The following is an 11,833-nucleotide window of genomic DNA, read 5'->3' as shown; positions in this document are numbered from 1 at the left end:
CTCCCTATAAACCGTTATGGTTTTATTTTCTCCATATATTGCCTAACCATATTCTCTGTCATCTCGCCGGTAGTATACTTCACCACTTTCCCATCCTTATCAATCAGGAAAGTAGCTGGAAGCTGGTCAATACCATATGCAGTCATAACTTCTTTATTGGTATCAATCATAACTGGAAAATCAAGCTTGTAACGTTCAATAAATTGATTCACTGCAAGTTCAGATTCCTGGATATCAACAGACAGGACTTGAACACCCTGGTCTTTGAATTGGTGATATTGGTTATTAATATAAGGCATTTCTTTTTTACATGGCGGACACCAAGTTCCCCAGAAATTCAAAAATACACCCTGGCCTTTATAATCAGATAAGCGATGCTTGTTTCCCTGCATATCAGTAAGAACAAAATCAGGTGCTTGTTTCCCTACAGACACTTTTTGTGCATGGTCTTTCATAAAATTTGCATATAGTGTATAAGCTACAGCCGCCACAAGCACAGCAAGAATGATTGAACGCATGATTAACCGTCGTTTTTTCATTTTCACCCCTCCGTTACAACTTATCACAGTTAAGCTAAATTATATCATTTTTCATTATTTAGGTAGTGTTTACCACATATAGTATTTGTGAAGTTTCTATGAACTTTTTGATAAACTTTCCAATTCAAAAAATCATCACCGTTTTTGATTTTTTTTGGTTTCCATGGCAGCAGCTCTTAATTGTTTTACTTCATGAGGGGTAAGTTCTCTTGCCTCTCCAGCTTTTAAACCGCTTAATGTTAAGAAACCATAGCGCTCCCGCTTTAATTTCAGTACTTCGTGTCCGATTGCTTCAAACATTCTTCTTACTTGACGATTTCGGCCTTCATGAATGGAGATTTCAATAATGGCCGTTTGCTTTTTCTTATCAAATGAAAGCATTTTAATCCTTGCAGGAGCAGTTTTTCCATCTTCAAGACGAACTCCCTTTTCTAATTTCTTCAGTTTTTCCTTTAAGGGAACTCCTTTTACCTTGGCAACATAAACCTTTTCAATTTCGCTGCTCGGATGCATAAGTAAATTCGCAAATTCTCCATCATTGGTTAACAACAATAAACCAGAAGTATCGTAATCAAGTCTTCCAACTGGAAAAATTCTTTCTTTTAACCCAACAAAGAAGTCTGTCACGACCTTTCTTCCTTTATCATCGCTGACACTGGAAATAACTCCTCTTGGCTTATATAGAAGAAAATAAACAGATTCCTCTCGTTCAATCGGTATTTCGTTTACCTCTATCCGGTCGGAGGAAGTTACCTTAACCCCAAGCTCTGTGACAATTATTCCGTTTACCTTTACCCTGCCTTCTTTAATTAACTCTTCTGCTTTTCTTCTTGAAGCAATGCCTGCACGGGCTATGACCTTTTGCAGTCGTTCCATATTATTCACCTCATAAATTTTTAAACCGATTAAGATCAATGACAATCTAAGCCACTGTAAGCTTCATTCGTTTAATGGGGTTTAATCACTCATCCTACTGAATTATGACATAAATTGCCCACTTTTCAAAGTACAGACTATTATCGAAAAAAAATAAAAACAGCGGCTCCAAATGATTGGACCCGCATTTAAACTATTTTTATTCATTATTTTGCTCCAAATATCAATGTTACAACTATGATGGATATAATAATTCCTGCTACATCTGCTAACAATCCGACCTTTAAAGCATCACCCATCTTTTTAATTCCAACAGCACCGAAATAAACCGTTAAAACATAAAAAGTCGTATCTGTACTTCCTTGAAGGATAGATGCAAGTCTGCCTATAAAAGAATCTGGTCCATGAACAGCTATTAAATCACTAGTCATCCCCAGCGCCGCAGTTCCTGAAATTGGCCGTATAAACAATAATGGTACAATTTCCGCCGGGACACCGATAGAATTCATAAGCGGCCTAAGCAGGTTCATTAAGGCATCTAACGCCCCTGATGCCCTGAAAATAGATATCGCGACAAGCATTCCTACCAAAAAAGGAATAATTTGAACCGCGATTTTTATCCCTTCCTTTCCACCTTCTACAAAGCTTTCATATGTTGGCACTTGTTTAAACGTACCGTATAGCAAAATAAAGCCAATTAAAAGTGGTATAAATGTTATTGAGATGGTCGAAAGCAATGCCATATATCATCATCCTTTAGGCTTTTTGCGGTAATAGAAAAAACGATCGATAAGAATTGCTGCAACTGCAGATAAAAAAGTAGTAATAATGGTTGGTACCACAATTTCTGTGGGAGATGCGGAATTATAATTCATCCGAATGGCGATAACAGTTGTTGGTATAATGGTGATACTGGCAGTATTAATGGCAAGGAAAGTAACCATGGACCTGCTGGCTGAATTTTTGCGGCCATTTAATTTTTTCAGCTGTTCCATTGCTTTGATTCCGAGAGGAGTTGCTGCATTTCCCAGGCCAAACATATTAGAAATCATATTGGATAATATATACCCCATTGCAGGATGATTAACAGGCACCTCAGGGAAAATGAATTTCACCAGGGGCCGGAATAGTTTGGACAATTTTTCTAATAGTCCTGATTCCTCCGCAATTCGCATCATCCCCAGCCAAAAGACAAGAACGCTGATTAGACCAATGCAAATTGTTACTGCCTCTTTTGCACCATCAAAAACTGCTTTATTTACTTCATCCATCGTTCCATTAATCAGTGCAAAGATAATGCCAATAATGGTCATGCCTACCCAAATATAATTAACCATTTAACTTCACACCCATAATTGACAGAAAAATGTCTTTCATAAAATCTATGAAACCTTTCTTTTTAACGGGAGTATTTTGATAGAAAATGGGAGTTTCCTCCACTGCCCTGTCGTCTAAAAAAACGATAGCACGCCCTGCAACATGTTCTGTCTTTTTCGATTGAATCCACTTCTTCTCAGGCTTGTTTAATTTATATTTAACAGTAAATAATCCCATTTCCTTACTTGTTACCGGATAGAGGATTTCCTTTTTTATATATAATTGATTTTTTTTATAGTATTTATTTTTTACAATATCGAGGTTTCCTTTTTCAATCACTTCTGCCATGTCATAATTTTTAAAACCATAGTCATACATGGAAATGTGGTCGTTCCAATCATCAGGTGCATTTAAGGTGACAGCGATAAGGTCCATATCACCTTTTGAGGCTGTAGTAACCAATGTTCTTTTTGCCCTCTTGGTAAAGCCTGTTTTCCCGCCGGTCGCATATTTATATTTAGTCAAAAGTCTGTTTTTGTTTTTCCATACATAATCCCAATCTTCATTTGGGTTTGGTGCGCGATGTACCTTTGTTCCTGCAATTTTTTGATAGGTTTTGTTTTGCATTGCATAACGGGTTAAAATTGCCATATCATAGGCAGTTGAATAATGATTTTCATGATCATCAAGTCCATGAGGGTTGGCAAAATGTGTGTTCAGCATACCGATTTCTTTTGCCTTCTGATTCATTAAATATGCAAAGCCTTCAACACTTCCTCCGACATATTCGGCAATAGCAACTGCTGTATCATTTCCAGATCTCAGCATTAACCCATATACTAAATCTTCTAGTTTTATTTTTTGTCCAGGCTTTAAATAGACACTCGAACCCTCTGTACGGGCTGCATTTTCACTTACCGTAACAGTTTGATCCATTTTTCCGGATTCAATAGCAAGAATGGCTGTCATTATTTTTGTAATGCTGGCAATTCTTCTCTTGGTATATGCCTCTTTCTCATAAAGGACGCGTCCGGATTTTTGTTCTATTAACACAGCACTTGCCGCACTTACTCCAAAAGAAGCTTCCGCTTTTTTAGGAATATTTGCGATAAATAATGTAATGATAAAGGTAAAGATTATCAGCTTCCGTATCGTTTTCATTGGCAACCCTCGTCCTTTTTTTAAGTATTGCTTCGCTCCAGAATCTTTTTACTTTGTTACACTTTAGTTTTATCCTCCATTAACTGGAAAGTAAAATCCCTTTGTTTTAAAGATTAGAGCAAGCAGGTAGTTTAAGCGGAGGATAACTGCCGTATCCGCCCCGATTGTTGAGATTCAGCGAAACTTACCGATGCATAAGCAGAGAGGTTTAGTTGAGCTAATCGGGTTCGTACTGACTCTGCTATCGGTTCGATAGGCTCGTTAATAGAGTCGTCAGTACAACGAGACTAACAATCAGTGTGGATAAGAAACCCCCCCGCTGATTGAAGTTTCACTTTATTAAATCTTATGCAGGACAAGTTATGATATGACAAGAAAACGGCATCAATGCTTGGATGCCGTTCCCACTCTTATACCGATGGCCATTTGATATCTGCAGCTTTTTCCAATCTCATTTCAACTTCATGCCAATTGACGATATTCCACCAATTATCAACATAATCATCCCGTTGATTTTTATATTGAAGATAGTAAGCGTGTTCCCATACATCCAATACTAGCAGTGGAATCGTACCCCATTGAGTAAACAGCATATGCCTCTCTGTCTGCAAAACCTCTAAATGTCTTGCCTTTGGCGACCAGACTAACAAGGCCCAGCCGACACCTTCTACTTGCTTTGCACATTCGGAAAATTGTTTTTGAAAAGCATTAAAACTGCCAAAATAATTTTCAATTTCAATTTTTATTATACCTTGAGGATAACCGCCCCCATTTGGGCTCATATTTCTCCAAAAAAGGGTGTGAAGATAATGACCGGAGCCATGGAAACTAAGCTCGCGGGACCAATGTTTAATCAATGAAAAATCATTCGATTCTCTGGCTTTTTTCAATTCCAGCTCGGCTTTGTTTAATCCATTCACATAAGCACGATGATGTTTTTCATGGTGGAGCCTCATGATTTCCTCTGAAATATATGGCTCCAGAGCATTATATTCGTAAGGAAGCTTTGGAAGAGTATGTCCTCCAGGCGGTACATGCTTTTCAACCACCATGATCGTCCCTATTTCACGTATTTGTTTTCTATTAAAATAATTTTCAAGCTCCTCATGAATATGCTCTGCTTTTACTTGCAGGTTCAACAATTCCTCGTTTGATAAATCATGGTCTGTACTTTCAATCAATTCAGCAAACTGATCAAGCTTTTCCCATAATTCAGACTCCCTGGCCACCTGCTCCGATTGAAGAAATTCTCTCATTTGCCCATTCCATTTAAACAATTGATCAACATAACGGTTAAAGCGGTTCATTATTTACCACTCCCCTATTCAGGTCCAATCCAGTATTAATGTTATGAACATCATTATTTCTTAAGAACAGCAAAAACCCCTTAAGCGGATTATTAATCCAGCCTAAGGGGTTCACTTCAATTTGGCAGCCTTGTTGCATATTATTCATTTTTATTTTGGCTGTGTGATAAATTCTAAAGAAGAACGCAGCTCATATCCTTTTCCTTGTTGAAGAGCGGAAAAAATTTCAGAGAATCTGTCAAAATTAATTTCTTTGAAATAGGAAGCAAATTCATTTTTTGAATTAATATAAAGACGCTTGCGCTCCCTTAATTCAGGGTTTTTAAGCAGACAAACAAGTGCCACAATATCCTTAAAGTTCACTTCATATCCATCTCCAGAAAAAACCGGATCCTGCTGAAAAGGGGTGAATTCGGGAAAAATTTCATCAAAATATCTAACATAAAGGACATGCAGTGTTTTTTCCACTCCATCTTCTACAAAAGTTAATTCACTTCTGTTAAAAAAATCCTCGGATGTATTTGATTTTTCTTTTTCTAATTCGTAGCCTTTACATTCTTTAATTAGCAACTTAATCCCTCTCCTTATAATTGCATGTTATACAATCATCCTATATTTTAGCATAAATCAGCAACAACCTAAGGGTTAAGAATTTAATGTTTCTTGAAATTTCTCAAAAAACAAATCTGCTTCTTCTTGAACATAATCATCTTCTACTTTGTCAGGCAGCTTTGGAAGCTCCTCAAGACTTTTCAAACCGAAATAATCAAGAAATTCCTTTGTCGTTCCATATAAATACGCTCTGCCGGTTCCTTCAGCGCGGCCTGCTTCTTTGATTAACGCTTTGGCCATAAGCGTATGAAGCGGTCTTTCCGTTTTCACCCCGCGGATCTCCTCAATTTCCGCACGAGTAATTGGCTGCTTATAAGCAACAATAGCCAATGTTTCTAATGCAGCTTGCGATAAGGCAGAGGTATTGGGAGAGTCCACTAGCTTTTTTAAATAATCAGCATTTTCTTTCTTAGTAGCCAATTGATAAGTCCCTGCCAATTGAATTAATACAAGACCCCTATTATCATTTTTTGCATATTCTTGCTTGAGCTCCTCAATGATTTCGTTTGCTTCTGGTTCATTTACTTGGAGTACTTCAACAATTTGTTTTAATGTTAGTCCTTCATCACCTGCAGCAAATAAGAGGCTTTCCAGGATGCCTGTCCAATTAATAATTTCCAATTACATCGGCTCCTTCCTTAACAGCTTCTACATAAATTTCACCAAAGTTTTCCTGCTGCATGGTATCTATTTTTTTCCGCTTCATTAGTTCTAAGATGGCCAAAAATGTTACCACAATATGTTCCTTCGTTGGTGTTGCAAATAAATCATTAAAATTCTTCCGTCCTTTAAACTGCTTTAATTCATCTAATATTTCGTTCATTCTCGATTCAATCGATATTTCCTGGCGGGTAATTTTCGTCGACATAGGGCGCTGAAGCTTCTTCCTGCGGAGTAATTTTTGAATGGCTGCCAGCATGTCATATAGAGTGACATCCAATTCAGTCTTAGCGGGCTCGGAATCCTGGATAAAATCAGAAAGGTCGCTAGGCGGTTTCGTAAACATGAGCCCCCTCTCTTCTTCCATCGTTTTTAAATCCTGGGCCGCTTCTTTAAATTTCCTATATTCAATCAAGCGCTCCACAAGTTCGTCCCTTGGGTCTTCTTCATAAGCAAATTCTTGATCCACATCTTGTAAATCTTCCTCATGCTTAGGCAGCAGCATTTTACTCTTAATGGCAAGCAAGGTTGCTGCCATCACCAGAAATTCACTGGCGATATCAAGCCTCAACTCTTTCATCGTATGAATATATAACAGGTATTGCTCAGTGATCTGGGCAACCGGTATATCATAAATATCAATTTCCAGCCGATTAATTAAATGAAGCAGTAAATCTAATGGTCCTTCAAAGGCATCAATTTTCACCTGATATGGCATAAATCTTCTCACCAAAATTCTAAAATTAATTCATTTAACCTATTATAGTATAGAGGATTCGATTAAGTTATCCAATAGAAAAAAATCACTGCAGCTTTGTAATTTATCAAAATCATGATATTTGCCCTTAACACTGGACAAATCAACTACATATGATAGTAAAGAAAACACGCCGATTGGCGGTCCGCTAAAAGGGATCAACAATATCCATATCTTTAGTGGAAGATTAAAACAATATTAGGAGGTATTAGATATGGCTGATGGCGTAGTAGCAGGCGGATTTGGATCCGGATTTGCGTTAATCGTAGTATTGTTTATTTTATTAATTATTGTTGGTGCGGCTTGGGTCTGGTAAAAACGAATTGAAGCATATGCTGCCAACATAAAAAAAGCGCAAGCGCCTATATCATGTGCTTGCGCTTGGATAAATAAAATGAACATCCCCTTAAAAAGGGAGTTTGAAGGACCCGTCTATTTGACGGGTCTTTTATTTGAATTTTTTGGGAGCAATAAGCTTTAATATGTTAAACTGGATGTAAAAAAACGGGGGGGAAACCATTGTACCCACAGGAGTATATCGAATATTTAATTCATTTTCATGGAGACCGGGACTATTTCGAATGCCATGAAATACTTGAAGACTATTGGAAAAAAGTTGACTTTGGAAACAAAGATTCCCTTTGGGTTGGACTCATCTTACTTGCAGTATCAACTTATCATCACCGCAGAAAAAATTTAATTGGTGCAAAAAGAACATTAGAAAAAGCAATAATGATTTTTAAAAATCATTCCGCTCTTCTGCCCAAAATCGGTCTTAATGAAGCAGTTTTTTTACCATTATTGACAGAACGTTTGGAGATGATAGAACACAAACAAACCTATACAAGCTTTTCTTTCCCCTTTAATGATTCTTCATTAGTGGAAATATGTTCACAAACCTGCCGAGAGCGGGGTTTGGTATGGGGAAAAGAAAGTGATTTAGCGAACGAACAACTCGTTCATCGCCATAAATTACGTGATAGAACTGATGTTATCGAAGAAAGAAAAAAGATGCTTATTATGAAAAAAGGCAGCAAAAAATAATTTTTTCGCTGCCTTTTTTTACTTGCTTTGAGAATTGTTCATCTCCAAAGTCTAACCCTCAAATTCCTAAACTAGGGCTGTACCAGATATTATGAATTCCTTTTAACATACATCACATTTTTCAACAAATGCTGCGGTGTCTTTGTTGGAGATGATTTCTTTATCCGGATACATATCTTTAAGTGCTTTCACCATTCTTTTACCAACCCCTTGGAATCGATGTGAGGGGTTAACGGATATATGTTGAATTTCAATGGAATCTTGGCCGGAATGCTCAACAACTCCAAGAAGTCCAATAATGTCCTCTTCTTTCCATAAAAACAGCTGTCTATTTTCTTCTTCTTCATACTCCTTCATTGTTTGCTGGAGTTTTTTTAAATCCTTTTCATTCGGCATAAAAGACAGCAGCCCCATCGCAATTTTTTCTAACGTCTTCTTGTAACGAATTAACATTTTAATCCCTCATTAAATTAAATAAACCGACTAAACATTCGGTTTAGCAATAGTATATTTTTCCCAAATAAGCAAATTGATAAACCAGTTATTTATAATATGTAGGTAAAAAAATAATGTTTCAATGGTAAATTTGAATAATTATATTATTTGTTCAAACTCTTTATTACTTTGGAACAATAAAAATCCAGTAGATTACTCCCCATATTAAAGAAGCAGAAATAAGAATCCCCAGTACAACCCATCTGCTTTTTCCCATAAAAGTTTATCCTCCACAACATCCCTGCTTGGGTACATTCTACAACAAAAAATAAAAATAATCCATTTTCCATTTAAAAAATTAATATTATGACTATGAAACTTGTAATTTGTTTTTTTCGTTAAATATAATGGAATCGGTTATATTATTAAAGAACTGCCCATTTCTTATCAAGGAGGATTTTAATGAAAAAAACAATTATTCTGCTATTGAGTCTATTTATATTTATTTACCCTTTAAGAAGTTTTGCGGATTTGGCTGAGGGTGATATGATTGTTACTTTGGGTGAAAATCTAACCGAAGGTCAAAAGACCAGTTTATTAAATGAAATGGGTGCACCTAAAGATGTACAAATTGTTACAGTATCCAATCAAGAAGAACATCAATACTTAGGAAAATATATTGCCAAATCTTTGATTGGTACCAGGGCTATTTCATCATCCGCCATTACGATCGCTCCAAAGGGTTCAGGAATTTCGGTAAAAACCAAAAATATCAATTGGGTCACGGATGAAATGTATGTCAACGCCCTTATCACCGCGGGTGTTAAGGATGCGGATATTTACATTACTGCACCGATTTCGGTATCAGGTACCGCTGCATTGACAGGGATTATTAAAGCGTATGAAATATCTGCAGATAAAACGATTCCAGAAGATGTAAAACAAGCTGCAAATCAGGAAATGGTTGAAACAGCTAAACTTGGTGACTCTATTGGCGATAAAAATGCCGCAGCATTAATTGCCAAAGTAAAAGAGGAAATTGCCAAAAATAAACCCAAAAATGATGAGGAACTTCGAAGAATTATTGAGCAGGCGGCAAAAGAATTAAATGTGACGCTTAGTGAAAAAGAAATGCAAAGACTGATAGATTTATTCAATAAACTCAAAAGCCTGGATATTGATTGGAATCAAGTCAGCGACCAATTGAATAAAGCCAAAGACCGCATTTCGAAATTCCTGCACTCTGAAGAAGGACAAGGATTTCTTGAAAAAGTCAAACAATTTTTTATTTGGTTAATTGATACAATCAAATCATTCTTTTCTTAGGCTCAGTTAAAGAGTGGTGTTGATTTTTAAACCCCTGTTAATTGCAGCGGAAAGCACGAAGACTCCTCGTAAATGCTAACGCATGTCCTTCGTCCGTGGGAAGATTCGAAGATGTCAATTCAGTGTCCTGCGGTAGTACGTGCCAGGGGGAAGACCCCGCAGGCGTTAGCGGAGGACAATCCACGGAACGCCCGCGAACAGCTTGTGCCTCCTTCTAAAAGCTATCGCTTTTAGTCGTGCGATGCCCATGCTGACGAAGACTTCCTTGTGGAGCGAAAATCAACAGCCAAGTTTAACATAGCCTTTTCTAAAAAAAAAGGAGCTGCCGCAATAAAAATCGCGGCAGCCTATTTTTTTATTTTAATGGTAAGTCCAATTTAATTAAATCTTCATAGGATTCTCTTTTTACAACAAGAACCTCTTTGCCATCTTCGACAAATACAACAGCAGGTCTTGGTAAACGATTATAATTATTAGCCATAGAATAGCCATATGCACCTGTACAAAAAACAGCCAGCAGGTCGTCTTCCTCTGTTTCTGGGAGTGGCAAATCCCAAATCAGCATATCACCTGATTCACAGCATTTTCCAGCGATTGAAACGGTCTCAGTTGTTTGTGCTAAAGGTCTATTTGCAAGGACCGCTTCATACTTTGCCTGATAAAGGGCTGGTCTTATATTATCACTCATACCGCCATCGACGGCTAAATATTTTCTTACTTCAGGGACATCTTTTGAAGAGCCGATTTTGTATAATGTAATTCCTGCATCTCCTACAAGAGAGCGGCCCGGCTCAATCCAAATTTCCGGCATTTTAAGAGAGTAATGGTCAATAAGCTGTTTTACCTCTTTAATTATTTCACTTACATATTGTGATGGTGGGATCGGCTCATCCTCATTTGTATAGCGAATTCCGAAACCTCCGCCTAAATTTAATACATCTGCTTCAAAGGAAATTGTTTCTTTCCACTCAGCCATCTTTTCCACAATCTTTTTGGCCGCAAGCAAAAAGCCTGTGGTTTCAAAAATTTGAGAACCAATATGACAATGCAGTCCAAGAACATTAAAATACTTAAATGGAAGAGTTTGTGCAAGAGCTTCTTCCGCTTGGCCATTTTGCAAACCAAAACCAAATTTTGAATCTTCTTGTCCTGTTAAAATATAATCATGGGTATGAGCCTCAATCCCAGGCGTCACCCTTAAAAGAATATTTACTTTTTTTGTTTGTTCTTTACATATTGATTTTAATAATTCTATTTCATGAAAGTTATCAATGACTATACATCCAATTTGATAATCTAATGCCATCTCTAATTCTTCCCGGCTTTTATTATTACCATGAAAATGAATTCTTTCGACAGGAAAACCTGCCGCTGCAGCTGTGTATAATTCACCGCCAGAGACGACATCAAGTGATAAACCTTCCTCCTCGGCGAGCTGTACCATGGCAATTGTCGAAAATGCTTTACTGGCATAAGCTACTTGAGCTCTGATATTTTGTTCATCAAATGCATGTTTAAATCCACGTGCCCTTTCTCTAATTAGGGCCACATCATAAACGTACAAGGGAGTCCCGAAATTTTTTGCTAATTCAACACTGTCAACTCCCCCTATTTCCAAATGTCCGCTTTTATTTACTCCAGTTGTTCCGTAAAAATACATTCCCTTCCCTCTCTCCGTTACGTCTCACTACAGTTTATGTAGACAATCCTAAATGATAATAAACAAATAGACAGAATCCGCTAAAGATGCTGCCTATTTTTAATTAATACTTTATTTAAGTAAAATTACTGTAGCATAA

General features: G+C 37.1%; 14 protein-coding genes. 3 read left to right on the top strand and 11 right to left on the bottom strand.

The features are described 5' to 3' along the window. Positions 1–14: 14 nt before the first annotated feature. From resA to M3183_RS01390, 9 genes are all read right to left on the bottom strand, one after another. The gene (resA, locus tag M3183_RS01430; RefSeq protein ID WP_251465705.1) at positions 15–539 is read right to left on the bottom strand and encodes a thiol-disulfide oxidoreductase ResA; all 525 of its coding nucleotides are present in this window, start codon (positions 537–539) and stop codon (positions 15–17) included. 135 nt (positions 540–674) lie between these two features. After that, on the bottom strand, positions 675–1,415 hold the full coding sequence (rluB, locus tag M3183_RS01425; RefSeq protein WP_251465702.1) for a 23S rRNA pseudouridine(2605) synthase RluB: 741 nt from the start codon (positions 1,413–1,415) through the stop codon (positions 675–677). A gap of 206 nt (positions 1,416–1,621) precedes the next feature. Then, on the bottom strand, positions 1,622–2,158 hold the full coding sequence (locus tag M3183_RS01420) for a spore maturation protein (RefSeq protein WP_251465698.1): 537 nt from the start codon (positions 2,156–2,158) through the stop codon (positions 1,622–1,624). 6 nt (positions 2,159–2,164) lie between these two features. Beyond that, on the bottom strand, positions 2,165–2,752 hold the full coding sequence (locus M3183_RS01415) for a nucleoside recognition domain-containing protein (protein ID WP_251465696.1): 588 nt from the start codon (positions 2,750–2,752) through the stop codon (positions 2,165–2,167). Beyond that, positions 2,745–3,893, bottom strand: coding sequence for a D-alanyl-D-alanine carboxypeptidase family protein (locus tag M3183_RS01410; protein WP_251465693.1), 1,149 nt, complete (start codon positions 3,891–3,893; stop codon positions 2,745–2,747). The genes M3183_RS01415 and M3183_RS01410 overlap by 8 nt, the downstream gene beginning before the upstream one ends. Positions 3,894–4,303: 410 nt before the next feature. Next, positions 4,304–5,200 carry a superoxide dismutase gene (locus M3183_RS01405; RefSeq protein ID WP_251465690.1) on the bottom strand — a complete coding sequence of 299 codons (897 nt, stop codon included), beginning with the start codon at positions 5,198–5,200 and terminating at the stop codon, positions 4,304–4,306. 150 nt (positions 5,201–5,350) lie between these two features. Further along, positions 5,351–5,770 (bottom strand): hypothetical protein, encoded by a 420-nt coding sequence (locus tag M3183_RS01400; protein WP_251465687.1) that lies wholly within the window; start codon positions 5,768–5,770, stop codon positions 5,351–5,353. Positions 5,771–5,845: 75 nt separating this feature from the next. Then, positions 5,846–6,433, bottom strand: coding sequence for an SMC-Scp complex subunit ScpB (gene scpB / locus M3183_RS01395; RefSeq protein WP_251465685.1), 588 nt, complete (start codon positions 6,431–6,433; stop codon positions 5,846–5,848). Further along, positions 6,420–7,190: a segregation/condensation protein A gene (locus tag M3183_RS01390; protein WP_251465674.1), complete on the bottom strand. Its 771-nt coding sequence runs from the start codon at positions 7,188–7,190 to the stop codon at positions 6,420–6,422. The genes scpB and M3183_RS01390 overlap by 14 nt, the downstream gene beginning before the upstream one ends. Positions 7,191–7,443: 253 nt before the next feature. On the opposite strand from M3183_RS01390, the gene M3183_RS01385 reads away from it, so the two are divergent. Both M3183_RS01385 and M3183_RS01380 read left to right on the top strand, forming a co-directional pair. Beyond that, positions 7,444–7,545: a YjcZ family sporulation protein gene (locus tag M3183_RS01385; RefSeq protein ID WP_251465672.1), complete on the top strand. Its 102-nt coding sequence runs from the start codon at positions 7,444–7,446 to the stop codon at positions 7,543–7,545. A 203-nt stretch (positions 7,546–7,748) separates the two neighbouring features. After that, positions 7,749–8,273, top strand: a complete 525-nt coding sequence (locus tag M3183_RS01380) for a DUF309 domain-containing protein (protein ID WP_251465658.1) — start codon at positions 7,749–7,751, stop codon at positions 8,271–8,273. Positions 8,274–8,375: 102 nt separating this feature from the next. On the opposite strand, the gene M3183_RS01375 is transcribed toward M3183_RS01380, so the two are convergent. Then, complete coding sequence (locus tag M3183_RS01375; RefSeq protein ID WP_251465656.1) at positions 8,376–8,726, bottom strand: GNAT family N-acetyltransferase; 351 nt, start codon at positions 8,724–8,726, stop codon at positions 8,376–8,378. Between the two features lie 444 nt (positions 8,727–9,170). On the opposite strand from M3183_RS01375, the gene M3183_RS01370 reads away from it, so the two are divergent. Then, positions 9,171–10,034 carry a DUF1002 domain-containing protein gene (locus tag M3183_RS01370; RefSeq protein ID WP_251465653.1) on the top strand — a complete coding sequence of 288 codons (864 nt, stop codon included), beginning with the start codon at positions 9,171–9,173 and terminating at the stop codon, positions 10,032–10,034. Positions 10,035–10,389: 355 nt separating this feature from the next. Here M3183_RS01370 and lysA read toward each other — a convergent pair whose 3' ends face one another. Beyond that, on the bottom strand, positions 10,390–11,694 hold the full coding sequence (lysA, locus tag M3183_RS01365; RefSeq protein WP_251465651.1) for a diaminopimelate decarboxylase: 1,305 nt from the start codon (positions 11,692–11,694) through the stop codon (positions 10,390–10,392). Positions 11,695–11,833: the final 139 nt, after the last annotated feature.

It is taken from the genome of Neobacillus mesonae, assembly GCF_023715155.1.
Taxonomy (GTDB): Bacteria; Bacillota; Bacilli; order Bacillales; family Cytobacillaceae; genus Neobacillus; species Neobacillus mesonae_A.
The sequence above is the reverse complement of the archived record's forward strand: the minus strand, read 5'-3'. Positions and strand labels throughout refer to the sequence as shown.